Below are 25,055 nucleotides of genomic sequence, written 5' to 3'. Positions count from 1 at the left end.
TTCCCATCATGTCCTATCAAGAAGCCTACGGCAGTTACCACGCAGTGAACCTCGACGCGCAGACCACGCGCGCCTCGCCGGTCGACCTGGTGCTGCTGCTCACCGACGGCCTGCTCGACGAACTGGCGCGCGCCCGCGCGCACATCGTCGCGCGCCGCTACGAACAGAAGGCAAACAGCATCAACAAGTGCGTCGAGATCATCAATGGCCTGGCCAGCTCGCTCGACTTCGACGGCGGCGGCGACACGGTCGCCAACCTCGCGCGTATCTACGATTTCTGTGCGGGCCGCCTGCACACGGCCGGCATCAAGCTCGACACGGACATGGTCGATGAAGTCACCCGCATCCTGTCGACCATTCGCCAGGGCTGGAAAGGCGTCCAGGAACGCAATGGATAGGTCACTCGTCATCGGCCGCCTGGGCGCGCAGCTCGATGCCGCGGTCAGCGGCGCCGACTGGGATGGCCTCGAGCGGGTCGTGCGCGACCTGGCGCGCCAGCTGCAGGCGCTGGCCGTCAAGGGCCCGTGGAGCGCCGCCGAGCGCGCGGCCCTGCAGCGCTTGCGCGCAGCGCACGAGCGCGCCGCGCAAGCGGGCGCCGCTGCCGCTGCCGGCCTGCAGACGCGCATGGACGAGATGCGCGACAACAAGGAAGGCTGGATAGCCTATGCCCTCGCGGGCGCAACCGAACCTGGCGAGAACGTGCAATGAATTTCGCAATGAACAGCAGCATGACGACGACGATGCAGGCCGCTGGCAATGTGGCGGGCAATCCCGCCCCGGCAGCAGCCACCGCCATTCCCGGCGCGGCAACGCCCGATGCGCTGGTGCCCGCCGCTGGCACGGCCGGTACGGCAGCGCCGGGCCAGGCCACGACAACGACCACGGCAGTGGCCACGGCGCCTGCTGCTCCCCTGCCCTTCGGTCACTGGATCGCGCTGGACCGCGCGCTGCCCGACGTCACGGTCACCATGCCGCAGCAGGATGACGTGGCGGCGCCAGCCGCCGACGCCGGCGAGGACCAGGCACCCGTGCAAGATGACGTCGTCCCTGACATCCTGCTGGGCGCGATGGCGCCGATGCTGGCGCCGGCCGCACTGCCCGCCATGATGCTGGCGATGCAGGTTGCGAAGCCCGGCGTTGCCGGTGATGGCGCTGCTGCGCCTTCCGACGATGCCGCCGGCGGACCGGTTGCCGGCGCGCCGGGCGCGCTCGCTCAGGTGACCGGCGCACGCGCCGCTCCGGCAGTGGCCAATGTGTTGAGCGATGCCGGTGCGGTTCGTGCGTCGATCCAGCCATCTGCCATGCAGGCCGCCAGCGTGCCGGCAGCAGCGGCAGCAGCCGGGCCTGGCCCGGGTGCGCCCCAGCCAGTGACGGCGCAGCCGAACGCCATGCCTGCCGCTGCGCCGCTATCGGGCAAGGCAGCGGGCGAAGCAGCGGCCGAAGCCAGTGCCGACGCCGCCCCCGTCTCAGCCGGTCCGGGCGTGAGCGCCGCCAGTACGTTGCCGGCCAGCATTCGCAGCACCGACAGCATCGTGCTGGCCGGTCCGCCGACCGCATGGCGCCAGAACCTGCACGAAGCGCTGGGCGAACGCCTGCAGCTCCAGGTCGGCCGCAACATCGACCAGGCGACGATCCGCCTCGAGCCGCCGATGCTCGGCCGCATCGACATCGCGATCCGCCATAGCGGAGGCAATCTGGAGATCCATATCGCCGCCTCCAACAGCGACGTCTTGCGCCAGCTGAACGCCGTCAGCGACAGCCTGCGCAGCGACCTCGCGGGGCGCCAGTACAGCAGCGTCTCGGTCAACGTCAGCGACGTGCCGCGCATGCAGGCCAGTACCCAGACCGGCGGCCAGACGCCGGGCCAGGGCCAGGCCGATGCCCAGGGTCGCTCGCGCCAGGAACAGGAACAGGCGCGCGCCCCTGGCCGCGCGCTGCACGACGAGGCCGCCACCGGCGCCAACCTTTTCTCGATGAATTGACACGCCCCCCATGAAATCCAAACTGATCATTGCAATTGTCGCCGCTGTCGTCGTCGTGGCGGGCGCCGCTGGCGGCGCGATGTGGTACATGAACACGTCCGCAAGCCACGGCGTGGCCGCCAAGCCGGCGCCCGAAACCAAGCTGACCAAGTACGTCACGCTGGACAAGGTCATCGTCATGCTGCGCCGCGCGCCGGCCGAGCAAGCCACCCATTACCTGTCGGTCGACCTGGTGCTGGCCACCACAGCGGCGGAAGAAAAGGCGACCAAGGAACAGTTGCCGCTGCTGCGCAGCATCGCGGTGTCCGCCCTGTCGGCACGTACGATGGCCGAAGCGTCCGCCATGACGGTGGACCAGTACGCGGCCGAGCTGAACAAGGTCTTCAACGCCAACTATGCGAAGGAAAACCACCTCAAGCCGTTTTCCGAAGTCATGGTCGGCAAGCTGATCATCGAGTGATACGCAGCCTGATCCCGGAGACGCCGTGGCCTACATGACCGATTACGTCGATGCCGCCGCCAGCGAATATGGCGAGGTGGTGGCCAGCGCGGGTTTGTCGCCGCAGGACGAGTCGCGTCACCTGCTGGCGTATGCGCCGCTGGTCAAGCGCATCGCGCGCCAGCTCGGCAGCCAGGTCTCGGGCGCGATGGGGCGCGAGGACATGGAACAGATCGGCCTGATGGGCCTGCTCGAAGCGCTGCGCCGCTATGGTGCGCCCGACACCGGGTTCTCGAGCTATGCCGCGCTGCGCGTGCGCGGCGCGATCCTGGACGAATTGCGCCGCCAGGACTGGCGCCCGCGCGCCGTGCGCCAGGACAGCCACCGCCAGCGCGACGCCCTGCGCGCGCTGACGCGCAGCCTGGGGCGCGAGCCGAACGAACAGGAAGCGGCGGCTGCGCTGGGCCTGAGCCTGGACGAGTACCAGCAATACCTGCTGGCCGAGAGCGCCGAAGAGATGCTCAGCTTCGACGAGATCCTGCAGGAAGCGGTCGGCGCCGAGCACCACACGCCCGGTCCCGAAGACGCCTACATGGTGCGGCGCAGCCTGGAACAGGCGCTGAGCGCACTGAACGACAAGGAACAGCGCGTGATCCAGATGATCTACGAGTTCGAACTGAGCTACAAGGAAATCGCCGCCGTACTCGACCTGTCCGACGCGCGCGTCTGCCAGCTCAACAAGAGCGCGCTGGCGAAAATGAAGACCGCGCTCCGGCGCGACTGAAACGACACCACAGAAACCGCCAGAAAGGCACCACGTCATGCAGCAATTACTCGGTATCGCCATCGTGCTCGGCGCCGTCTTCGGGGGCTTTACCCTGATGGGCGGCACCTTTACCTCGATCTTCCACCCGATCGAGCTGTTGATCATCGGCGGCGCCGCGCTGGGCGCGCTGGTGCTCGGCAACCCGAAGCACGTCCTGGCCGAACTGGGCCACCAGCTCAAGAAGGTGGCGGCGCGCAAGAAGCACGACTCGGAATTCCAGCGCCAGCTGCTGCTGTTGATGTACGAGCTGCTGCAGACGGCTGCCGGCGGCCTGAAGGCACTGGACGCGCACGTCGAGGCGCCCGCCGAAAGCCCGCTGTTCCAGCGCTATCCTGCGATCCTCGACGAGACCAAGCTCTTGGCCTTCATCGTCGATAACTTCCGCCTGATGGCGATGGGCAAGATCAACGCGCACGAGCTCGAAGGCGTGCTCGAGCAGGAACTCGAAGCCATCCACGAAGAACTGACGCAACCGGCCAAATCGCTGCAGAAGATCGCCGAGGCGATGCCGGGCTTCGGCATCCTTGCGGCCGTGCTGGGCATCGTGATGGCCATGTACTCGGTCTCGGGCGGCGCCGATTCGGGCGAGATCGCCGAAAAGATCGGCGCGGCCATGGTCGGCACGTTCATCGGCATCTTCGCCTGCTACGGCGTGCTCGAGCCGCTGGCCAACCTGATGAAGCAAACGGTCAACTCGGATGCCTCGACGATGGAAACCGTCAAGGTCGTGCTGTGCACCCACGTGGCCGGCAAGCCCGCCCTGCTGGCGATCGACGCCGGGCGCCGCCTGATCCAGCTGAATACCAAACCCAGCTTTGCCCAGCTCGAACAGTGGATCAACGCGATGGGCGGCGAAGACGAATCGCAGAACAAGCGTCGTCGCGCCGCCGACCGCATGACGGGGTAACACGTGTCGAAAACGAACGACAAGCACGAATCGACCATCGTCAAGCGCGGTGGCGGCAAGCACCAGCATGACGAACATGGCGGCGCCTGGAAAGTCGCGTTCGCCGACTTCTGCCTGGCGCTGATGGCGCTGTTCCTGGTGCTGTGGCTGATCGCCTCGCGCGAACAGCAGAATCTGAAAGCCATCATCAGCGAAGCGACCGAGAGCGGCATGCTCGAAGGCCAGGGGCAAAAACCCGCCATCGCCAGCGAACCGAGCGGCAGCCTGATCGAACGCTTCCCGGTACCGCACACGGGCAATGGCGGCCCCGGCAATCCGGGCAGCGGGGGCGATGCGAATGCACCGAAGGTCGGCTATGAAACGCAGGCCGACCTGTCCGCGCTGTCCAAAGCGCTCACCGAGCTGTCGGTCGAAGCAGGCCTGGCGCCAAACCTGGCTACCGTGGTCACACCCTACGGCTTGCGCGTGATGCTGCACGACACGGACAAGCAGGGCATGTTCATGCGCGGCAGCGCGCTGCCGACCGGGCGCTTTGCGCGCCTCTTGCAAAAAATGGGGCCGCTGTTCGCGCAGATGCGCAACCAGATGCTGATCGTCGGCCATACCGATGCCAGCCGCTACGCCGGCATCGACCGCGGCGCCTATTCGAACTGGGCGCTGTCGACCGACCGCGCACTGTCGGCACGGGCCCAGCTGCTCACCGGCGGCATGCGCACCGACACCGTGCTGCAGGTGGTGGGCATGGCCGACCGCGGCCCGCTGCATCCCGAGCAGCCGCTCGACGGCAAGAACCGCCGCATCGAACTCTTGATTTTGACCAGCGCGCAGTCGCGCGCGGTGGCCGGCATGTTCGGCGCACCGGCCGCCGGCGCACCAGCTGGCAAGGCACTGGTCGGAACCTCCAATGCGGGCGCGACCGTCAACCTGCCCGACGCGGCGGCACTGGAAACTCTGCGCGGCCAGCTGCCGACATCGCCATGACCATCAACACCAAATCACGAGGTAACCGCATGAAAATCTCCGGCACATCGTCGTCCGCCATCACCACCGTGGCGCCCGGCGCCGGTGCGGTGTCGGTACCGGTCCAGACCGAAGCATCGGGGGCGCCGGCAGCCGCCCTGCAATCGGCGGTGCTGCAGCCTGCCGCCGATGCGCTCAGCGCCATGCCGGACTTCGACGCAGTGCGCGTGGCCGAGCTGCGCGAAGCGCTCGCACGCGGCGAGCTGCCGTTCGATGCCGGGCGCCTGGCTGGCCTGATTCAAAAATTTCACTCGGGACGCTAAACATGGCCACCCTCACCCGCGCCCAGGCCAACACGCTGCTTGCCGACGGCGTCACGCAGGACGTCAAGGAAGCGGCCAACATCCTGATGCTGCTCGAACGCCAGTTCGACGCCGCCGTGCGCCACCGCAGTGCCGAGCTGAGCACGCTGGCCGATGAACTCACCCCGCTGCTCGAGGCCATGGAAGCGCGCCGCCAGCAGCGCGTGAATCTCGTGCGCGCACTGCTGGGGCCGCAGGGAACGATGGCGCAGTACAGCGCGACACTGGCGCCGGCCCCGCAAGCCGCCTTCGAGGCGGCCTGGCAGGCACTGGAGCAGACGGTGCGCGCGTGCAAGGACGCAACGCTGCGCAACGGCCAGCTGCTTGCCGAGCAGCACGGTATCATGCAGCGCGTGCTGCACGGCGAGGAGCAGTTGTATGCGCCACGCTGACCTGACGACCCGGGCCACCGCGCCCACTGCCGCCACGAGCGCAACGAACGCAACGCGCCCGACCGCCGCATCCGGCGGCGGCACGGGTTTTGGCAGCCTGTTGAACGATGTCGCCAGTGAAGTGACCGCCTACATTCAGCATGGCGACCCGGACGGCGGCGCCGCCAGCACGCTGAGCGCCGAAGGCGCGCTGCTGCGCGCACGGGCCACCGGGCTGATCATGGATGGCACCGAGGGCGCTGACGGCGCTGATGGCGTCCCTGCGCCAAACACTGTCGCCAGGCCGCCCCAGCAGCAGGCATTCTTGGACAGCATCGCACCCTGGGCGCGCCAGGCGGCGCAGCAGCTTGGCGTGGCGCCGGAACTGGTGCAGGCCCATGCTGCCCTTGAATCGGGCTGGGGCCAGCGACCGCTGCGCGTCGAAGGCGGCGCGAGCAGCCACAACCTGTTCGGCATCAAGGCCGGGCCGCGCTGGAACGGCGCGACGGGCGACTCGACCACCACCGAATACGTGAACGGCGCAGCGCTGACGACCCGCGAGCGCTTTCGCGCCTATCCGGATGCGGCCAGCGCGTTCCAGGACTACGCCCGCGTGTTGCTGGACAACCCGCGCTACCGCAGCGCGCTCAATACGGGCAACGACGCGCAGGCGTTTGCGCAGGGACTGGCGCGGGGCGGTTACGCCACCGACCCCGACTATGCGTCGAAACTGGCGCGTATCGCCGGCAAGCTGCAGGGCATGGCGGATTGATGCCCGGTTTGCCGCGTCATTCGCCCAGCGGCAAGTCGAGCGGCTGGACTGCACCGGCGCCGACCACACGCATGCGCACGACCTGGCCGCTGGCGCTGTTCTTGACCCGCACCACGGCGCCGCGCGCGCCAGCGTCGAGCGCCTCGCCGGCCATGCTCACTTCGATGCCATCCTGGCGCGCCACCATCACGACGCCGTCGCCGCGCTTGACCACGACCGGCGCAGCCAGACTGCCCACACGCAGCACATCGCCTGCACGCAGGCTGCGCCGGCTCGACTGGCCGACGACATTGGCCAGCACCCCGACCGGATCGGCGATGTTAGTGATGTCGCGCCGCTCGAGTGCGACATCGGACACGCCCAGCACCGTATTGGCGGACAACGGCGCGCTGGCCACCGCCACCATGGCCGACACCCGCGCCCGCACGATGAATTCCTGGCGCCAGCCGTTGCCGTCCGGGCAACGCGCGACAAAGCGCATGCGCGCCGGCTGGCGCGTGTCGGCGGTCTCGACGGCAGGCGCCACGCTGCACGCTGGCGCCGGACGGCTGCTGACCACGGTCAGATCGAACTCGGGTTCGCTCAAACCGCTGGCAGCGGCCACTTTTTCGAGCTCATCATGTGCAATCTGTTGTATCTGTGCGGAAAGAGTTTGCGCTGACCTTGCTGTGGTGCACAACACACAGGTTACAATGATCAGTATTGCCTTACGGAAATCCATGGGTGGACAATATTGGTCGGGCGGAAACAACCATTCTAACCAATCCCACTGCACTTCACCGGAGAATCGCCATGTCGATTAATTTCAAGGAAGCGTTGGGCGTACATGCCGACGCGCTCCAGCTGCGCGCTGAACGCACCCGCGTTCTGGCCGCCAACATCGCCAACGAAAGCACGCCGGGCTACACCGCCCGCGACATCGATTTCGCCAGTGCATTGCAGGACCAGCGCGATGCCGACGACGGCATGCCGACGCTGTCGGCCGACGGTCCGCTGTACCGCGTCCCGTACCAGGCCAGCGCCGACGGCAACACCGTCGAAATCGGTGTCGAGCAGGCGGCGTTCTCACAGAACGCGTCCGACTTCCAGACCAGCCTCACCTTCATCAACATGAAGCTGCGCGGTCTGAACAAAGTCATCACGGGTCAATAAGACCAACCAGGAGCATCCCATGGGATTCAAGGATATTTCACAGATCGCCGGCTCGGCCATGGCGGCCCAAACCGTGCGCATGAACACGATTGCCAGCAACCTGGCCAACGCGAATGCGGTCGCCGGCACCGAAGCCGATGCCTACCGCGCCCGCAAGCCCGTGTTCGCCGCGATGGTGGGCGACGCCGGCACCGCCAGCGTGCAGGTGCTCGACGTGGTCGAGTCGAGCGCGCCGCTGCGCCGCATGCACGAACCGGACAATCCGCTGGCCGACGCCGACGGCATGGTGTTCTACGCGAACGTCAATGAAGTGGCCGAAATGGCCGACATGATGGCCGCCTCGCGCGCCTTCGAGACCAATGTCGAGGTCATGGGCCGCATCAAGTCGATGCAGCAGTCGCTGATCCGCATGGGAGAGAGCTGATCATGGTCACCACTACGTCGAATGCCTTCGGCCTGAACGGCAACGCGACCGGCAGCACGGGCAGTAATGCCGTTGCCCCGGCCGCCAGCCCGGTCAGCGCCAACAAGGACATGTTCACCAAGCTGCTGGTCGCGCAGATCCGCAACCAGGATCCACTGGCGCCATCGGATCCGGCCACGTTCGTCAACCAGCTCTCGCAGCTGTCTCAGACCGAAGCGCTGGAAAACATGACCCAGACCACCGCCGCCAGCGCCACCATGCTGCAAAGCCTGCAGGTACTGGCGATGGGCGGCCAGGTCGGCAACCAGGTCTCGGTCGAGACGAGCCGCGTGCAACTGGGCGACACCCCGCTGCAGGGCACCGTCCAGCTGGGCGGCGCCAGCAGCCTGACCCACCTGGTGCTCACGGGCGCCACCGGGACACAAACACGGATCGAGTTGCCGCCGCATGCCGCGGGGGCGCAGGGTTTCACGATCGACCCGGCCAAACTCGGCCTGCCAGCCGGCAAATACAGCATCGCTGCCGAAGCGGCCGACGGCACCAAGCCGGCGGTGGAAATCGACGGACGCCTGAACAGCGTACGCCTGTCCTCGACCGGCGGCATCGTCATGCAGGTGGCAGGCATCGGCGACGTCGAACCGGGCTGGATCACGGGTTTCAACGGCAAGACCACCGGCGCCGATGCGCCCGTCACGTTCAATTAAAGGATAAGCCATGAGCTTCAATATCGCCCTGTCGGGCATCCAGGCCATCAACGAACAGCTCACGACGCTGTCGAACAATATCGCCAACGCCGGCACCTACGGCTTCAAGAGCAGCCGCGCCAACTTCGCCTCGGTGTATGCCGGCGACCAGGCCAACGGCGTGCAGGTGCAGTCGCTGACCCAGAACATCAGCCAGACCGGCAGCCTGTCGAGCACCGGGCGCGGCATGGACGCTGCGATCCAGGGCCGCGGCTTCTTCACCAGCCGCGATGCCCAGGGCGTCGTGTCGTACTCGCGCGTCGGCATCTTCTCGACGAACGCCGACGGCTTGCTGGTCGATTCGACCGGCAAGAAAGTCCAGGGCTACGGCCCGACCGTGGGCGGCGTGCTCGGCACGATGGGCGACATCGCCATCCCGACCGGCCAGATCCCGGCCGTGGCCACCACCAAGGTCAGCTACGCCGGCAATATGTCGGGCGACTGGAAAGTCCCGGCCACTGCCTTCAGCCCGACCGACGGCAATACCTACAATATGGTCAAGCAATCGGTGGTCTACGATTCGCTCGGCACCCAGCACACCGTGTCGCAGTATTTCGTCAAGACCGATGCCGACACCGTGACCGTGCACTACAGCCTCGATGGCGCGGCGCCGACCGCCAACTTCGCCATGAACTTCGGCACCAATGGCCAGATCATACCGGCAGCGACGCCGGTGCTGACCATCGCTGGCGCCGCTACAGGCGCGGCCGACATGAGCTTCAGCTTCGACTATATGGGCACGTCCAAGTTTGCCGGCGAAGCAACCAACACCACCAACCGCGCCGACGGCTATGCCTCGGGCACCTTTGTCGGTGTCGAGCTGGCCGAGAACGGTTCGATCGTGGCCAAGTACAGCAACGAGCAGCAGCAGGTCGTCGGCACGATTGCGATTGCCACCTTCCCGGACGAAGGCAGCCTGGTCTCGGTCAGCGATACTTCCTGGATTGCCAATGCCAGTTCGGGCGCGCCGCTGTACACGACGCCGGGCGTCGGCCTGGGCGGCAAGCTGTCCAAGGGCGTGCTGGAAGGCTCGAACGTCGACATCACGTCGGAACTGGTCGGCCTGATGACGTCGCAGCGTAATTATCAGGCGAACTCGAAGGTCATCACCGCCGAGAACCAGATGATGCAGTCGCTGATGCAGGCCCTGTAAGCGCCGCGCCATGGATAAGCTCATCTTTACCGCCGTCAGCGGCGCCGAACGCACGCTGCGCGCGCAGCAGGTGCGGGCCAACAACCTGGCCAATGCCGACACGCCGGGTTTTCGCGCGAATATCGAGCTGGCGTCGGTGCAGTCGCTGGGCGGCTACGGCTACGACAGCGTGCACCAGTCGCGCTCGGAAGCCGACACGATTTCCACCCGCACCGGCACCGTGCGCGAGACCGGCCGCCCGCTGGACGTGGCCGTCGCCGGCAACGGCTATCTGGCGGTCGAATGGAATGGCGGCGAAGCCTACACCCGCAGCGGCGCCATCGACATCGATGCCAACGGCGCGCTGTCGGTCGCCGGCCGCCCTCTGATGGGCGAAGGCGGCGCGATCGTGCTGCCGCCCCACACGGCGGTCGACATCGCCAACGACGGCACGATCTCGGTCATGCCGGAAGGCGGCACCGTCACCCAGGTCGTCGACCGGCTGCGGCTGGTGGGCGCCGAAGGGGCTGAACTGACCAAGAACGAAGCGGGCCTGATCGTGGCGCGTGGCGGCGAGCCGCTGGCCGCCGACCAGAACATCAACGTGCGCAGCCGCGTACTCGAAGGCAGCAACGTCTCCGCGGTCGAAGAAATGGTCGCCGTGATGGCCCTGAACCGCAGCTTCGAGATGCAGATGAAGATGTTCAAGGCCAGCGACAGCATGAACGAATCGGGCAACCGACTGCTTGGCGCTTGACGCCGGCACAACCTCACAGGGAGCAACCATGAATCCAGCAATGTGGATCAGCAAGACCGGCGTACAGGCGCAAGACGCCAAGCTGCAGGCGATCGCCAACAACCTGGCCAACGTCAACACCGTCGGCTTCAAGCGCGACCGCGTCGTGTTCGAAGACCTGTTCTATCAGGTCGATGCACAGCCGGGCGCCCAGAATGCCGACAACACCGTCAGCAATGGCGTGCAGCTCGGTAACGGCGTGCGCGTGGTCGGCACCCAGAAAGCCTTTACCAACGGCAGCCTGCAACAGACCAGCCAGCCGCTCGACGTCGCGATCTCGGGCGCCGGTTTCCTGCAGGTGCGCCGCCCGAACGGCGAACCGGCCTACACGCGCGCCGGCCAGTTGCAGGTCGACGCCAACGGCACGCTGACCAATGCCCAGGGCTTGCCGATCGTGCCGCAGATCACGATTCCGCAGAACGCTGCCGGCGTGACCATCGGCGAGAACGGCGTCGTCTCGGTAACGATCGCGGGCCAGCCGGCGCCGCAGGAAATCGGCCAGCTGAACCTGACCGCCTTCATCAATCCGACGGGCCTCCTGGCACTGGGCGACAACCTGTTCCAGGAAACGGCCGCCAGCGGCGCGGCCAACGAAGGCCGTCCGGGCGACGCCGCATTCGGCAAGCTCAAGCAAGGCTCGCTGGAAGGCTCGAACGTGCAGGTCGTCGAAGAGATGGTCGACATGATCGCGGCCCAGCGCACCTACGAAATGAACACCAAGGTGCTGTCGGCAGCCGACAATATGCTGCAGACCCTGGCGGCGGCGGCACGCTGATGCGCCCGCTTTTCCACGCGCTTGCCGCCGCACTGTGCGGGCTGGTACTGGCCGGCTGCTCGTCGCCGATGCCGGTGTCGCTGGCCGACGACGACGCCCTGCCACTGCAGCGCCCCGTGCGCGCCGGCCTGTCGGGTGGCGTGTTCACGGCCGATACGGTCTCGCTCACGTCCGACAGCCGCGCCTACCGCGTGGGCGACGCCGTCACCGTGATCCTGCAAGAGACCACGCAGGCCAGCAAGCGCGCCGGCACCAGCATCTCGAAGGGCTCGTCGATCGGCATCGCGCCGCTGGCCGCGCTCGGCAAGGTTTACGGCAAGACCGGGATCGACATCTCGGCCGACCGCGGTTTCGAGGGTGACGCCACCAGTACCCAGCAAAATGCACTGTCCGGCGCCCTGACCGTGATCGTGCAGGAAGTGCTGCCCAATGGCCTGCTGCGCGTGGCCGGCGAAAAGAACCTGATGCTGAACCAGGGCGAAGAATTCGTGCGCCTGAAAGGCTTTGTGCGCGCCGCCGACATCGACACCGACAACCGCGTCTCGTCGCTGCGCGTGGCCAATGCCCGCATCGCCTATTCCGCCCGCGGCGCACTGGCCGAGGCCAACACGCCAGGCTGGCTGACGCGCTTTTTCAACAGCCCCCTGATGCCGTTCTGAGGATCTCCATGATTTCGCGCCGCTTTGCGCCATTGCTGTTTGCCGCGTTCTGCGCGAGCGCCCTGCTGCCCATCCACCCCGCACACGCCGCCCAGGCCCTGCGCAACCTCGTCAGTGTCGAAGGCGTACGCGACAATCCGCTGGTCGGCTATGGCCTGGTTGTCGGACTGAACGGCAGCGGCGACTCGACCCAGGTGAAGTATTCGAGCCAGTCGGTCGTCAACATGCTCAAGCAGTTCGGCGTGCGCCTGCCCGAGGGCGAAGACGCCAAGAACAAGAACGTTGCGGCCGTGATGGTCTCGGCCACCTTCCCGCCCGGCTACCGCCGTGGCCAGACGATCGACGTCACCGTCTCGTCGCTGGGCGACTCGAAAAGCCTGCGCGGCGGCACGCTGCTGCTGACGCAACTGCGCGCGGCCGACAACGAAGTCTATGCACTGGCCCAGGGCAACGTCGTGGTCGGCGGCCTGAACGCCACCGGCCGCAGCGGCTCGTCGGTCACCGTGAATACCCCGACCGCGGGCCGCGTGCCCAACGGCGCCCAGATCGAGCGCGAGATCGCCACCGATTTTGCCACCCGCCCGCAAATCACACTGCGCCTGCGCCAGCCGCATTTCGAAACGGCGACCAATGTCGTCGACGCCATCAACAAGCGTTACGGCCCCGTAGCCACCACGCAGGATGGCACCAGCGTCGATGTCATCGCGCCGAGCAATCCGACCGAACGCGTGGCGTTCATGGCGCGCCTGACGGCGCTGACCGTCGAATCGGGCGTCGAAGTGCCGCGCGTCGTGTTCAATTCGCGCACCGGCACCGTCGTCATCGCCGACGGCCTGCGGGTGAAAGCCGCCGCTGTCACGCACGGCTCGCTCAAGGTGATCATTTCAGAGAGTTCGCGCGTCAGCCAGCCGGGGCCGCTCAGCCGCGGCCAGACCGCCGTGACACCCGAATCGAAGCTGTCGGTCGACCAGGGCTCGGGCCAGATGTTCCGTTGGCCGCCAGGCGCGCGCCTGCAGACGATCATCGACACCGTCAACAGCCTGGGCGCCTCGCCCGACGACATCATGGCGATCCTGCAGGCCCTCGACCAGGCCGGCGCGATCGAAGGCGAACTGGTGGTGATCTGATGCGCATCGACGAACTTCACAACACGAGCCTGGCGCTCAATGCCGACAACGCAGTCGCCCCTGCTGCCGAGCCACCGGCCGATCCGGCCTACGTGGCCAAGGCCACCAAGGCGGCGGTGGAATTCGAACGCTTCTTCATCGGCCACATGCTGCGCACGATGCGCGCCTCGACCCGCGAGATGGCGAGCGAGGACAGCGTGTTCAATAACCGTGTCAACCAGGACATGCAGGACATGGCCGACGATCTGCTGGCAGGCAATATGGCCGGCCAGCGCGCGTTCGGCATTGCCGATGCGATCCTGCGCCAACTGGTGCCGGGCGCCAGCGGTGGCAAGACCTGACCGTTCGCACCCGCAGCGCCAATCTGTCGTAAAGCTTAACGAGCGGCAAGAATTGGTCGCCTTATCAGGTTAACCCTGTCCCCGAAACGACTTTCACCATGACGATCATCAACAATGCCCTTTCCGGCGCCCTCGCCGCCCAGATCGCCCTGTCGGCCAGCAGCCAGAACATCGCCAATCTGCAAACCAAGGGATACACCCGGCAATCGGCGCTGTTTACGTCGCTGGGCCCGGATGCCAGCGGGCGCTCGGCCGGCAATGGCGTCGAGGTGAGCTCGCTCATGCGCTTTTCGGACAACTACAAGAGCCAGGCGATGTGGCGCGCGGCGTCGGAGCAAGGCGCCTACGCCCAGTCGCAGCCCTACCTGACCCAACTCGAAAGCGTCATGGGGGACGCCTCGGCCAGCCTGTCGGCCGGCATCGACGAATTCTTCAAAGCGATCAACGCCGTAGCTGGCGATCCCGGCTCGACGCCGCTGCGCCAGCAGGTACTGACGTCCGCCAGCCTGATGGGCGAGCGCATCAATGGCATGAACAATGTCTTCAACGCGCAGATCACGTCGGTGCGCCAGCAGCGCAGCGCGCTCGTCGACTCGGCCAACAGCGACATCAGCACGATCGCAAGCCTGAACCGGCAGATCATGGAAACCCAGGCTGGCGGCGTCTCGGCGTCTGGCCTGATCGATGCGCGCGACAATGCCATCGATGCGCTGGCGTCGAAGATGGCGCTCGAAGTATCGACCAACGCCGATGGCAGCCGCGATGTTGCGCTCAAGAGCGGCCAGGCACTGGTGATCGGCAGCATGCACGGCACGCTGCAGGCAGCTGCGACAACGGCCGCGCCGCAGGCTTTTTCGATCACGTTTGCGAGTGCCACTTTCACGCTGGACGCGACGAAAATGGGCGGCCAGATCGGTGGCCTGAGCCTGTACGAAATCACGACCCTCAAGCCGCTGCAGGATGATATCGACACGCTGGGCCGCACCATTGCCGAGAGCGTCAATAACCAACTGGCGCTGGGCTACAGCACGCCTGCCAGCGGCCCCGCCGTGGCAGGCACACCGCTGTTCGTCTATACACCGGGCGGCGGTGCGAATGCGCTGAAGGTCGTCGCCGGGTTCAAGGCCGAAGATCTGGCCTTCTCGGGTGACGGCCTGGCGGGCGACACCGCCAATCTGCAAAAGCTTGCCGCGATCAAGAGCCAGCCGGTCACGCTGCCCGGCATCGGGACTGTCCTGCTGGGCGACGCCGATACCCAGCTGCTGGGCAAACTTGCCATCGACAGCAAACTCAACAGAGCATCCCTCAAGACCACCGACACTGTGCGTACGCAAGCGGTCGACGACTGGCAATCGACCAGCGGCGTCAACGAAGACGAAGAAGCGGTCAAGCTGGTGGAACTGCAGCGGATGTACGAAGCGAACATGCGGGTGATCTCGATTGCCAACTCGATGTTCGACGCCACGCTCGCGATGATGGGCTAAAGGAATAATCATGCGTATCGCCACTTCCCAGTACCAATCGACGATGAACGCCTCGCTCCAGGTCAACCAGGAGCGGGTCAGCCAGATCATGCAGCAGATCGCCAGCAACAAGCGCATCCTGCTGCCCTCGGACGACCCGGTCGACAGCGTGCGCCTGTCGCGCCTGGAGCGCGAGGAATCGTCGGTCCAGCAATACCGCGACAATATCGGCGCGCTGCAGCTGCGCCTGTCCAAGTCGGAAGGCTACCTGAGCAATATGGTGGGCGAGATGACCGAGGGCCGCGACCTGCTGGTCTGGGCCTCGGACGGCAGCAATGCGCCGGCCGACCTGAAAGCGATGCTCGCGCCGCTGCAGGCGCTGAAGGACAGCCTGTTCTTCACCGCCAACACGGTCGACCACGAAGGCAACCATCTGTTCTCGGGCACGCTGACGCGGACGGCGCCGCTGGCCTACGATCCGGCCGGTGCACCGGGTGCGCGCTACACGTATGCGGGCAACACCAACAGCCAGAACGTCACGGTCGGCAATGGCCTGACCCAGCCCGCCAACGAAGACCTGGCGGGCCTGGAGTCGCTGCTGAACCAGCTGGATGAGACCATCCGCGTGCTGTCGGCGCCAGGCGCGAGCGCCAATGACCCTGCCATACGTGCCGTGCTGTCGGCCAACCTGAAGGGTTTTGATACGACCCAGGGCCTGGTGTCGAGCAAGATCGCCACGATGGGCGGCCGCCAGAACGTCATCCGGACGCTCGAGGCCAACCACGCCAACATCAGCCTGTCGAACCAGATGGCCATCCTCGACATCGGCCAGCTCGACGTCGGCGTCGCCGCGACTGAGCTCAGCGGTTACTCATCGGCCCTGCAGGCAACCTACAAGGCCTACGCCAAGATCGGCAACCTGTCGCTGTTCGATGCAATCTGATGGCCATGGACGCCCTGACCCGCACCATCACCCCACCGGCCGTTCCGGGTAGCAGCACGCCGGGCGGCCTCGTCCGTACCGGCGCCATGGCGCCCCGCGCCGTTGCCGCGCAGCCGCCCGCTGCCGAACCCGCGACCGCGCCAGCTGCGCGCGCACCGCGCCGCGGCGCTGCGCATGGCCCGGATCTTCAAACCGGCGTGGCACAAGCCCAGCAGGCGCTCGACTATCTGGCGCGCATCGCCGCCCAGCTCGAAGCGCTCAAGGCCGACCTCTCCACGCGCCTGGCCGGGCGCGGCGCGGCGTCGCGCCAGCTCGAAGCGCGGGCACGCCAGCTGGGCGACACGCTCGACGTGCGCCGCAGCGAAGGCGGGGCGGGACTCGATGCCGAGCTGGGCTTCGACGGCGACCGCGTCGCGCAACAACGTTTTCGTATTGACGGCCTGGACATCGCCAGCCTGCAGGCCGCCGGCCGCCAGACCCTGGGCTTTTCGGTCGGCAGCATCGGCGGTCCGCAACTGGCGGCCACGTTCGAACCGGGCATGACCGAAGAAGAGATCGCCCGACGCCTGGACCGCACACTGGCGCCGGTTGGCATCCGCGCCGGGCTCGACACGGAGCGCGCACTCGTCTTCACGACGCCCGAGGCCACGTTCGACGGCGTCAAGGATGCCATCGCCGTCACGGGCCGTGGCCGCGTCGACACGGCCGCGCTGCCAGCCGCGCTCGCGCCCCGCGAATGGCAACTGGGTAATCCGGACGCCCTGCGCCAGGGATTGCGCGAGGTGGTGCAGGCGCTGGTGCGCGTGCGCCGCTCGCAGGATGCCGCCGCCCTCGCCCTGAGTCAGGCCACGGCGCGCACGGCGCAATCCGAACTGCCGCAAGCCGAACTGGCGCTGCTGGCCGCGGATTTTTCCGGCACCGCCACCAGCCACGATTACCAGTCGCTGCTGGCCATCACGTCGGCGCTGGTCGGTGTCAGCCGCGAGCGGGTACAGGCGTTGCTCGGATTGCGCTGACCAGCGCAGGTAGCGGTAGCGCGCAGCGCACCGGATCCCGGTGTAATTTGTGCAAGTTCCCAAGGCGCGCTATGATCGTTTGCTCATGCAACCGATCGGGCGCTCATGGACTCATCGACCACTTCTGCCAACACCCCCCTGAGCTGCGGCGTCGCGCTGATCACCCATAACGGTGTGAAGTACCTGCCGCAGCAACTGCACAGCATCCTCGCGCAGACCCGCGCGGTCAGCCACATCGTCGTGTCCGACGACGCTTCCACCGATGGCACCTGGGCGTATCTGGAAGCCTGGGCCAGCGAGGCGCCGGTGCGCGTCACCCTGGTGCGCAACGATCCCCCGCTGGGCGTGAGTGCCAACTTCGAGCAGGCCATGCGCCTGGTGGACGCGGATATCGTGTTCTCGGCCGATCAGGACGACGTCTGGATGCCGGACAAGGTCGCGCTGCTGGCCGGCGTGTTCGAGGCCGACGACACCGTGCAACTGGCCCACACCGATGCGATTCTGGTCGACGCCAACGGGCGCGCGCTCGGGTCGACGCTGTTCGACGAACTCGAAATCTCCAGAATGGAACGCCGCGATATCCTCAGCGGCAACGCATTTCGCGTGTATTGTCGCCGCAATGTGGTCACCGGCGCCGCGGCCGCGTTCCGGCGCCGCCTGATCGGCCTGGTGCAACCCCTGCCCCCCAAGACGATGTTCTACCACGACGGCTGGCTGGCGCTGATGGCGGCCGCCTCGGGCCGTGTCGTCATGCTCGACACGCCGACCATCCAGTACCGCCAGCATGGCGCCAACCTGGTAGGCGTCAAGCGGCTGGGGCTGCTCACCAAGCTGCGCCGCCTGTGGTGGGCCATCGGCAGCCCGAGCCCGTTGAAGGCGACCACCGACAGCCTGCTGGCGGCGCGTGCCGCGCTGTATGCCCATATGGCCGGCCGCAACGATCTGGCGCCATCGCGCATCGCCATGGCGCAGGAAGCGCTGGACTACATGACCTGGCGCGGCCACTTGCCGGCCAATCCCGTCAAGCGCTGTACCAGGGTGGCCGGTGCGCTGCTGGCGGGCCGTTACCATACCTTCGCGCACGAACCCTGGGTCGATGCGCTGCGCGACAGCCTGAATCGCTGATAGCGTTGCCCGATGCGATGCACCAGACGTAAAAAAACCCGCTGCAGGCAGCGGGTTTTTTACGTTCGAAGGAATTAACCTTCGCGGTTGGCTTTCTTGCGCTCGTGCTCTTTCAGGTAGCGCTTGCGCAGACGAATGCTCTTCGGGGTGATCTCGACCAGTTCGTCGTCCTCGATGAATTCGACCGCGTATTCCAGCGACATCTGAATTGGCGGCACCAGGCGCACCGCTTCGTCGGTACCCGACGAACGCACGTTGGTCAGCTGCTTGCCCTTGATCGGGTTCACGACCAGGTCGTTGTCGCGCGAGTGAATGCCGATGACCATGCCTTCGTACACCGGATCGTTGTGCGACACGAACATGCGGCCGCGGTCCTGCAGTTTCCAGATTGCGTAGGCAACGGCAGCGCCGTCATCCTGCGAGATCAGCACGCCGTTGCGACGGCCGGCCATTTCGCCCTTGCTGTTGTCGACTGGTGCGTACTCGTGGAACACGTGGCTCATCAGGCCGGTGCCGCGGGTCAGGGTCATGAATTCGCCCTGGAAGCCGATCAGGCCACGCGCCGGGATCAGGTACTCGAGACGCACGCGGCCCTTGCCATCCGATTCCATGTTCTGCAGGTCGCCACGACGACGGCCCAGTTCTTCCATCACGCCGCCCTGGTTGGCTTCTTCGACGTCGACCGACAGGCTCTCGAACGGCTCATGGCGCACGCCATCGACCATCTTGAACACGACGCGTGGACGCGACACTGCCAGCTCGAAGCCTTCGCGACGCATGTTTTCCAGCAGAATCGTCAGGTGCAGTTCGCCGCGGCCCGAGACTTCGAAGATCGTGTCGTCGTCGGTTGGGGCAACGCGCAGTGCGACGTTGGCTTTCAGTTCGCGGTCGAGGCGTTCGCGCAGCTGACGGCTGGTGACGAACTTGCCTTCGCGGCCGGCCAGTGGCGAGTTGTTGACCATGAAGTTCATGGTCAGCGTTGGCTCGTCGACGGTCAGCATTTCGAGTGCGTCCGGGGTGTCCGGTGCGCAGACGGTCGAACCGATGCCGATTTCTTCGATACCGTTGATCAGGACGATGTCGCCGGCGACGGCTTCATCGACCAGCACGCGCTCCAGGCCCTTGAAGTTCAGGACCTGGTTGATGCGGCCCTTGATCGGGGTCGAACCAGGACCGTTCAGGACGATGACGTCCTGGCCAGCCTTGATGCGGCCGCGCGAGATACGGCCAATGCCGATCTTGCCGACGTACGACGAGTAGTCGAGCGAGGTCACTTGCATCTGCAGCGGACCGTCCGGATTGTCGTCACGGACTGGCACGTGTTGCAGGATTGCTTCGAACAGCGGCTTCATGTCGCCGCTGCGGACATCTTCGGTCAGACCGGCATAGCCGTTCAGGCCCGATGCGTAGACGACCGGGAAGTCCAGCTGTTCATCGGTAGCGCCGAGCTTGTCGAACAGTTCGAACGTCTGGTTGATGGCCCATTCGGCGCGCGCGCCTGGACGGTCGACCTTGTTGACGACGACGATTGGCTTCAGGCCCAGGGCCAGTGCCTTGCGGGTCACGAAGCGGGTCTGTGGCATCGGGCCTTCCTGCGCATCGACCAGCAGCAGCACGGAGTCAACCATCGACAGCACGCGCTCGACTTCGCCGCCGAAGTCGGCGTGGCCTGGGGTGTCGACGATATTGATGTGGGTACCTTCGTACTCGACAGCGCAGTTCTTCGACAGAATGGTGATGCCGCGTTCTTTTTCGAGGTCGTTCGAGTCCATCACGCGGGTTTCCACCTGCTGATTTTCACGGAACGTACCGGATTGACGCAGCAGCATGTCCACCAGGGTGGTTTTGCCGTGGTCAACGTGGGCGATGATTGCGATATTACGAATCGCGCGTTTGGTGTTTGACATGGTCTCTGAGAAGTTGCGTTGTACGGAAGTGTACGATCTGCCGAGTATCTGCTGCGCTGTACCGCGATGTTTCTACAGTACTGCTGCGGTGCTGCCACGATGTTGCCGCGATGGTGCTGCGAAGTTGCCGCGCACTTGCTGATTTCGGAAACCGACTAGTATAACAGGTAAAGTACCGCTCTAACCGGGGTGGCTGGAAATAGCGAGGTATTTCAAGAGCTTGCCCGGTCGTTGGGCAGACGGGGCGCTGCCTGTAAGGGTAGCGCCCGTTGATGACTGCCGCGTGACATCAACCCTGGGGCGCAGTCGAGATCAGGCGCTCGGGTGCGAGGATCGCATACTCACCCAGAATGCCGGTGCCCAGCAGGCTGCCATCGTGATAGATGCGCACCCTGCCCTGCTGTTCGGGCACGGCGATGTCTTCCTTGCCGAGCGCCAGGCGCTGGCCCTGCAGGAAACGGCGCGCCAGTTCGGGCGTCAGTTCAAGGGCCGGAAAACTCGACAGCAAGGCATCCACCGGCTGCAACAGCGACAACGGGTCGGGGTGCGCCAGCAGATCGTCCAGCGTGATCATGCCCTCGATCGTCAACGGCCCGACCTCGGTGCGGCGCAGTGCGTTCAGGTGCGCGCCGCAACCGAGCGCGGCGCCGATGTCCTCGCCCAGCACGCGCACATACGTGCCCTTGCTGCAGGTGACGGCGATCTTCAGGAACGGCGCCTCGTACGCTACCAGCGTCAACGAGTGGATCGTCACCGGGCGCGCTTCGCGCTCGAGCACGATGCCTTCGCGCGCATATTCGTACAGTGCCTTGCCGTCGCGCTTGAGCGCCGAATACATCGGCGGCGTTTGCAGGATCGGGCCGCGGTAGCGCGCCAGTGCGGCCTCGATCTGGTCCAGCGTCACGTCCACCGGTTTCGTCTCGACGGCCTCGCCTTCGGTGTCGCCGGTCGTGGTCGTGATACCCAGGTGGACGGTGGCCAGATAGGTCTTGTCCGACTCCAGCAAATCCTGCGAAAACTTGGTCGCTTCGCCAAAGCACAGTGGCAAGAGACCAGTGGCAAACGGGTCGAGCGTGCCGGTATGGCCGGCCTTCTTCGCGTTGAGCACGCGCTTGGCCTTGATCAAAGCGTCATTGGACGAGAAGCCCACTGGCTTGTCGAGCAACAGCACGCCATTGACCAGGTCGCGCGGTTTTTTGGCGGGCCGACCGTTCACGCTTTGTTCGCCTTGTCGGCGTCGTCACCAATATCGCTGTCCTGCTCCTGCGCCTGGTCCTGATCCTGCTCCAGGTCGACGTCCACCTCGGGCGCCGGATTCGATTCCGGGTCATCCTTCGAGCGCGTCGCATTGGCCTGGTCGATCAGGGCCGACATCTGCAGGCCGCGCACGGTCGACGTGTCATGCACGAAGTGCAGCGCCGGCAGCGTGTGGATGTGCAGGCGCTTGCCCAGCATATTGCGCAGGTAGCCGGACGCCTTGTTCAGGCCTTCCTGCGTCTGCTTGACTTCTTCGACGCCATCCTTGAGCAGGGTGAAATACACCTTGGCGTGGGCGTAGTCGGGGGTCAGTTGCACTTCGCTGATCGTGACCATGCCGACGCGAGGGTCCTTCAGTTCGAAGGCGATGAGTTCCGACAGATCCTTCTGGATCTGGTCGGCCACGCGCAGGCCGCGCTTGGGAATGCTTTTGCTGTGTTTAGCCATGATATGTACCGCTCATTGTTCTTTTGTTTGCTTCACTTGCCGTCGTTCCCGCGCAGGCGGGAACCCGAGCATGTACGCACAGCCACACCGATGGAACTCCTGGCTGCGCAAATGAACTTGGGTTCCCACCTTCGCGGGAACGACGTGCAGGGGCTGCAGGCCAACGCTTACATCGAGGCCGGCAGCGAAAAAGGGGCCAGGCCCTTCGCGACGTTGCCGCGAAGCGTCCTGGCCCCCATGTTACGCCAACGTGTCGCTTACAGCGTACGTGCCACTTCGGTGACTTCGAACACTTCCAGGACGTCGCCGACCTGGATTTCGTTCTGGCCCTTCAGCGACAGGCCGCATTCGAGACCGGCGCGCACTTCTTTTGCGTCGTCCTTGAAGCGCTTGAGCGAATCGATCTCGCCAGTCCACAGTACAATGTTGTTGCGCAGCAGACGGACCGACGACGAACGCTTGACGACACCATCAGTGACCAGGCAACCGGCAATCGCGCCGACTTTCGAGACCAGGATGACCTGGCGAATCTCGACCTGACCGGTGATGGTCTCGCGCTTTTCTGGCGCCAGCATGCCCGACAGCGCGGTACGGACTTCGTCGATCGCATCGTAAATGATGCTGTAGTAACGAATGTCCACGCCATTCGACTCGGCCAGCTTGCGCGCCTGGGCATCGGCACGGGCATTGAAGCCGATGATGACTGCCTTCGACGCGGTTGCCAGGTTGACGTCCGACTCGGTGATGCCGCCAACCGCTGCGTGCACGATCTGGACCCGCACTTCCGAGGTCGACAGCTTCTGCAGCGAACCGACCAGTGCCTCTTGCGAACCCTGCACATCGGTCTTGACGATGAGCGGCAGGTTCTTGATCTCGCCTTCGGCCATTTGCTCGAACATGTTCTCGAGCTTCGCGGCTTGCTGCTTGGCCAGCTTCACATCACGGAACTTACCTTGACGGAACAGGGCGATTTCACGCGCCTTGCGCTCGTCGGCCATGACCATGACTTCTTCGCCAGCGGTCGGCACTTCGGTCAGGCCCTGGATTTCGACCGGGATCGATGGGCCAGCCGAGGTGACTGCCTTGCCGTTTTCGTCCAGCATGGCACGAACACGACCGAACGACGAACCCGCCAGCACGACGTCGCCGCGCTTCAGGGTACCCGACTGCACCAGGATCGTTGCCACCGGGCCGCGGCCCTTGTCCAGACGGGCTTCGACCACCAGACCACGGGCCGGCGCTTCGGTCGGCGCCTTCAGTTCGAGCACTTCGGCCTGCAGCAGCACTTGCTCCAGCAGATCGTCGATACCGGTACCGATTTTTGCCGACACCGGCACGAATGGCGATTCGCCACCGTATTCTTCAGGCACGACACCTTCAGCGACCAGCTCTTGCGTGACGCGGTCGGCGTTGGCGCCCGGCTTGTCGATCTTGTTGATCGCCACGACCAGCGGTACACCAGCGGCTTTTGCGTGAGCAATTGCCTCTTTGGTTTGCGGCATCACGCCGTCGTCCGCCGCCACCACCAGGATGACGATGTCGGTCGCCTTGGCACCACGGGCACGCATGGCGGTGAACGCCTCGTGACCCGGGGTGTCGAGGAAGGTGATCATGCCGCGTGGGGTGTCCACGTGGTATGCACCGATGTGCTGGGTAATACCACCGGCTTCGCCCGAGGCGACTTTGGCGCGACGGATGTAATCCAGCAGCGACGTCTTACCATGGTCGACGTGCCCCATGACGGTGACGACCGGTGCGCGCGAGGTCGATTCGAACTCGGCGTGCTCGCCGTTATCAGCCAGCAGGGCCTCGGGATCGTCCTCGGCGGCAGCGAAGGCCTTGTGGCCCATCTCTTCCACCAGGATCATCGCGGTTTCCTGATCGAGCACCTGGTTCATCGTGCACATCTGGCCCAGCTTCATCAGTTGCTTGATGACTTCGGACGCCTTGATGGCCATCTTGTGGGCCAGTTCGGCCACGGTGATGGTTTCCGGCACGTGCACATCGCGCACGATCGCTTCGGTTGGCGCCTGGAAGTTGGTCTCGCGGTCATCATGACCACGACGACCGCCACGGCCGCCACCAGCACGCCAGCCATCACGGCCACCGGTGCTGCTGCCTGCGCCGCCACGCGTTTTCACGCTCGGGCCGCCACGCTTTTTAGCGTCGTCCGACCAGGTCGACGACACATTGGCCGACTTGATCGACTTCTTGTCGCCAGGCTTCTTGGCGTCGTCTTTCTTGACTTCGCCAGGCTTCTTGTCAGCAGGCTTGTGCAGCGTACCGGCTGGGGCCGCTGGTGCGACGACCGGCTTCGGTGCTGGCTCAGGGGCCTTGATGACGCGGCGCGGCTGACTCATCATCAGCTTGATCTGCGCGACTTCGTCAGCCACGGCCTTGCGGGCGCGCTCGGTAGCGGCAACGCGTTCGGCCGCTTCCTTGCTTGCCGCTTCATTGCGGGCCTTGACTTCTTCAGCGGCGCGCTTGGCCGACTCATCAGCAGCAGCACCGGCAGCGGCTTCTTTCGCGCCGGCAGCAGCTTCCTTGGCAGCACCGGCAGCCACGGCAGCAGCAGCCGATTTCTCGGCGGCGTCACGCTTGGCCTGTTCAGCCGCATCGCGCTTGGCCTGCTCTTGCGCTGCCTGGGCTTGCGCCTTTTCTTCGGCTTCGAGTTTGATCAGGCGCTCTTGCTTCTCGCGCAGATCAGCCTCTTGGCGGGCGATCGCTTCATTCTGGCGCGCTGCTTCCTCTTCGCGACGTGCTTGTTCAGCAACGTCGACGACTGGCTCTTCAGGTGCTTTGGTCGTGACCAGGTCGTCGCGCTGCACGAAGGTGCGCTTCTTGCGGACTTCAACCTGGATGGTGCGCGATTTGCCCGACGAATCAGCTTGCTTGATTTCGCTGGTTTCCTTGCGCGTTACCGTGATCTTTTTCTTTTCACCGGTGTCGCTCGCGCCGTGGGTACGACGCAGATGGTTCAGCAGCTTGTCCTTATCATCTTTCGACAACGGATCTGACGTCGAACTTTTTTCGACGCCGGCCGAGCGCAGCTGCGTCAGCAGCAGGTCTGCAGGCATCTTCAGCTCGGTGGCAAATTGGGCTACGTTGTTACTCGCCATTCAGTCCTCT

Annotated in this window: 27 protein-coding genes and 1 pseudogene; 23 read left to right on the top strand and 5 right to left on the bottom strand. The window is 65.5% G+C overall.

What is annotated here, in order from left to right:
* The first annotated feature begins 8 nt into the window (after nucleotides 1-8).
* The 10 genes from fliS to ACZ0AJ_RS02505 are packed head-to-tail and all read left to right on the top strand — an operon-like array spanning nucleotide 9 to nucleotide 6,619.
* Entirely contained in the window at nucleotides 9-398 is a 390-nt protein-coding gene (gene fliS / locus ACZ0AJ_RS02550) for a flagellar export chaperone FliS (protein ID WP_499452541.1), read from the top strand.
* Nucleotides 391-708: a hypothetical protein gene (locus ACZ0AJ_RS02545; RefSeq protein ID WP_499452539.1), complete on the top strand. Its 318-nt coding sequence runs from the start codon at nucleotides 391-393 to the stop codon at nucleotides 706-708. Before fliS ends, ACZ0AJ_RS02545 begins: the two co-directional genes overlap by 8 nt.
* An 8-nt stretch (nucleotides 709-716) precedes the next feature.
* Nucleotides 717-1,982: a flagellar hook-length control protein FliK gene (locus tag ACZ0AJ_RS02540; protein ID WP_499453803.1), complete on the top strand. Its 1,266-nt coding sequence runs from the start codon at nucleotides 717-719 to the stop codon at nucleotides 1,980-1,982.
* A gap of 10 nt (nucleotides 1,983-1,992) precedes the next feature.
* Entirely contained in the window at nucleotides 1,993-2,442 is a 450-nt protein-coding gene (locus tag ACZ0AJ_RS02535; RefSeq protein ID WP_499453801.1) for a flagellar basal body-associated FliL family protein, read from the top strand.
* 34 nt (nucleotides 2,443-2,476) lie between these two features.
* Nucleotides 2,477-3,205, top strand: coding sequence for a FliA/WhiG family RNA polymerase sigma factor (locus tag ACZ0AJ_RS02530; RefSeq protein WP_499456708.1), 729 nt, complete (start codon nucleotides 2,477-2,479; stop codon nucleotides 3,203-3,205).
* A gap of 37 nt (nucleotides 3,206-3,242) precedes the next feature.
* A complete protein-coding gene (motA, locus tag ACZ0AJ_RS02525; protein WP_258836336.1) occupies nucleotides 3,243-4,154 on the top strand; it encodes a flagellar motor stator protein MotA in 912 nt (303 codons plus the stop codon).
* 3 nt (nucleotides 4,155-4,157) lie between these two features.
* On the top strand, nucleotides 4,158-5,135 hold the full coding sequence (locus ACZ0AJ_RS02520; RefSeq protein ID WP_499453798.1) for a flagellar motor protein MotB: 978 nt from the start codon (nucleotides 4,158-4,160) through the stop codon (nucleotides 5,133-5,135).
* A gap of 29 nt (nucleotides 5,136-5,164) precedes the next feature.
* The gene (gene flgM, locus ACZ0AJ_RS02515; RefSeq protein ID WP_499452531.1) at nucleotides 5,165-5,437 is read left to right on the top strand and encodes a flagellar biosynthesis anti-sigma factor FlgM; all 273 of its coding nucleotides are present in this window, start codon (nucleotides 5,165-5,167) and stop codon (nucleotides 5,435-5,437) included.
* Between the two features lie 2 nt (nucleotides 5,438-5,439).
* The gene (gene flgN / locus ACZ0AJ_RS02510; RefSeq protein ID WP_499452529.1) at nucleotides 5,440-5,868 is read left to right on the top strand and encodes a flagellar export chaperone FlgN; all 429 of its coding nucleotides are present in this window, start codon (nucleotides 5,440-5,442) and stop codon (nucleotides 5,866-5,868) included.
* A complete protein-coding gene (locus ACZ0AJ_RS02505; protein ID WP_499453795.1) occupies nucleotides 5,855-6,619 on the top strand; it encodes a glycoside hydrolase family 73 protein in 765 nt (254 codons plus the stop codon). Before flgN ends, ACZ0AJ_RS02505 begins: the two co-directional genes overlap by 14 nt.
* A 16-nt stretch (nucleotides 6,620-6,635) precedes the next feature.
* On the opposite strand, the gene flgA is transcribed toward ACZ0AJ_RS02505, so the two are convergent.
* Nucleotides 6,636-7,223: a flagellar basal body P-ring formation chaperone FlgA gene (gene flgA, locus ACZ0AJ_RS02500; protein ID WP_499452525.1), complete on the bottom strand. Its 588-nt coding sequence runs from the start codon at nucleotides 7,221-7,223 to the stop codon at nucleotides 6,636-6,638.
* Nucleotides 7,224-7,411: 188 nt separating this feature from the next.
* Between flgA and flgB the strand changes: the two genes are divergently transcribed.
* The 13 genes from flgB to ACZ0AJ_RS02435 all read left to right on the top strand — a co-directional run bounded on the left by flgB (nucleotide 7,412) and on the right by ACZ0AJ_RS02435 (nucleotide 18,315).
* Nucleotides 7,412-7,771, top strand: coding sequence for a flagellar basal body rod protein FlgB (gene flgB, locus ACZ0AJ_RS02495; protein ID WP_499452523.1), 360 nt, complete (start codon nucleotides 7,412-7,414; stop codon nucleotides 7,769-7,771).
* A gap of 19 nt (nucleotides 7,772-7,790) precedes the next feature.
* On the top strand, nucleotides 7,791-8,195 hold the full coding sequence (flgC, locus tag ACZ0AJ_RS02490; protein WP_258836342.1) for a flagellar basal body rod protein FlgC: 405 nt from the start codon (nucleotides 7,791-7,793) through the stop codon (nucleotides 8,193-8,195).
* Between the two features lie 2 nt (nucleotides 8,196-8,197).
* The gene (locus tag ACZ0AJ_RS02485) at nucleotides 8,198-8,899 is read left to right on the top strand and encodes a flagellar hook capping FlgD N-terminal domain-containing protein (protein WP_499452521.1); all 702 of its coding nucleotides are present in this window, start codon (nucleotides 8,198-8,200) and stop codon (nucleotides 8,897-8,899) included.
* A gap of 10 nt (nucleotides 8,900-8,909) precedes the next feature.
* A complete protein-coding gene (locus tag ACZ0AJ_RS02480) occupies nucleotides 8,910-10,091 on the top strand; it encodes a flagellar hook protein FlgE (RefSeq protein ID WP_499452519.1) in 1,182 nt (393 codons plus the stop codon).
* 10 nt (nucleotides 10,092-10,101) lie between these two features.
* The gene (locus ACZ0AJ_RS02475) at nucleotides 10,102-10,827 is read left to right on the top strand and encodes a flagellar basal body rod protein FlgF (RefSeq protein ID WP_499452517.1); all 726 of its coding nucleotides are present in this window, start codon (nucleotides 10,102-10,104) and stop codon (nucleotides 10,825-10,827) included.
* Between the two features lie 28 nt (nucleotides 10,828-10,855).
* On the top strand, nucleotides 10,856-11,641 hold the full coding sequence (gene flgG / locus ACZ0AJ_RS02470) for a flagellar basal-body rod protein FlgG (RefSeq protein ID WP_183549500.1): 786 nt from the start codon (nucleotides 10,856-10,858) through the stop codon (nucleotides 11,639-11,641).
* The gene (gene flgH, locus ACZ0AJ_RS02465) at nucleotides 11,641-12,300 is read left to right on the top strand and encodes a flagellar basal body L-ring protein FlgH (RefSeq protein ID WP_499453790.1); all 660 of its coding nucleotides are present in this window, start codon (nucleotides 11,641-11,643) and stop codon (nucleotides 12,298-12,300) included. Before flgG ends, flgH begins: the two co-directional genes overlap by 1 nt.
* 8 nt (nucleotides 12,301-12,308) lie before the next feature.
* Complete coding sequence (locus ACZ0AJ_RS02460) at nucleotides 12,309-13,427, top strand: flagellar basal body P-ring protein FlgI (protein ID WP_499452515.1); 1,119 nt, start codon at nucleotides 12,309-12,311, stop codon at nucleotides 13,425-13,427.
* On the top strand, nucleotides 13,427-13,768 hold the full coding sequence (locus tag ACZ0AJ_RS02455) for a rod-binding protein (protein ID WP_499452513.1): 342 nt from the start codon (nucleotides 13,427-13,429) through the stop codon (nucleotides 13,766-13,768). Before ACZ0AJ_RS02460 ends, ACZ0AJ_RS02455 begins: the two co-directional genes overlap by 1 nt.
* A gap of 98 nt (nucleotides 13,769-13,866) precedes the next feature.
* The gene (gene flgK / locus ACZ0AJ_RS02450) at nucleotides 13,867-15,252 is read left to right on the top strand and encodes a flagellar hook-associated protein FlgK (RefSeq protein WP_499453787.1); all 1,386 of its coding nucleotides are present in this window, start codon (nucleotides 13,867-13,869) and stop codon (nucleotides 15,250-15,252) included.
* Between the two features lie 10 nt (nucleotides 15,253-15,262).
* Nucleotides 15,263-16,174 (top strand): flagellar hook-associated protein FlgL, encoded by a 912-nt coding sequence (gene flgL, locus ACZ0AJ_RS02445; protein WP_499452508.1) that lies wholly within the window; start codon nucleotides 15,263-15,265, stop codon nucleotides 16,172-16,174.
* Nucleotides 16,174-17,190 carry a hypothetical protein gene (locus ACZ0AJ_RS02440; protein ID WP_499453785.1) on the top strand — a complete coding sequence of 339 codons (1,017 nt, stop codon included), beginning with the start codon at nucleotides 16,174-16,176 and terminating at the stop codon, nucleotides 17,188-17,190. The genes flgL and ACZ0AJ_RS02440 overlap by 1 nt, the downstream gene beginning before the upstream one ends.
* A 105-nt stretch (nucleotides 17,191-17,295) precedes the next feature.
* Nucleotides 17,296-18,315: a glycosyltransferase family 2 protein gene (locus ACZ0AJ_RS02435; RefSeq protein WP_499452504.1), complete on the top strand. Its 1,020-nt coding sequence runs from the start codon at nucleotides 17,296-17,298 to the stop codon at nucleotides 18,313-18,315.
* Between the two features lie 74 nt (nucleotides 18,316-18,389).
* Here the strand turns inward: ACZ0AJ_RS02435 and typA are convergent, their stop codons facing one another.
* The 4 genes and pseudogenes from typA to infB all read right to left on the bottom strand — a co-directional run bounded on the left by typA (nucleotide 18,390) and on the right by infB (nucleotide 25,045).
* A complete protein-coding gene (gene typA / locus ACZ0AJ_RS02430; RefSeq protein ID WP_499452502.1) occupies nucleotides 18,390-20,222 on the bottom strand; it encodes a translational GTPase TypA in 1,833 nt (610 codons plus the stop codon).
* Between the two features lie 289 nt (nucleotides 20,223-20,511).
* Complete coding sequence (gene truB / locus ACZ0AJ_RS02425; protein WP_499452500.1) at nucleotides 20,512-21,438, bottom strand: tRNA pseudouridine(55) synthase TruB; 927 nt, start codon at nucleotides 21,436-21,438, stop codon at nucleotides 20,512-20,514.
* A gap of 113 nt (nucleotides 21,439-21,551) precedes the next feature.
* A pseudogene (gene rbfA / locus ACZ0AJ_RS02420) lies at nucleotides 21,552-21,926 on the bottom strand (30S ribosome-binding factor RbfA); the annotation flags it as partial.
* A 257-nt stretch (nucleotides 21,927-22,183) separates the two neighbouring features.
* The gene (gene infB, locus ACZ0AJ_RS02415; RefSeq protein WP_183549478.1) at nucleotides 22,184-25,045 is read right to left on the bottom strand and encodes a translation initiation factor IF-2; all 2,862 of its coding nucleotides are present in this window, start codon (nucleotides 25,043-25,045) and stop codon (nucleotides 22,184-22,186) included.
* Between the last annotated feature and the right edge of the window lie 10 nt (nucleotides 25,046-25,055).

Source organism: Telluria sp. AC161, assembly GCF_979258535.1.
Note: the sequence above shows the minus strand (reverse complement) of the source record. Positions and strands in the feature narration are given on the sequence as shown.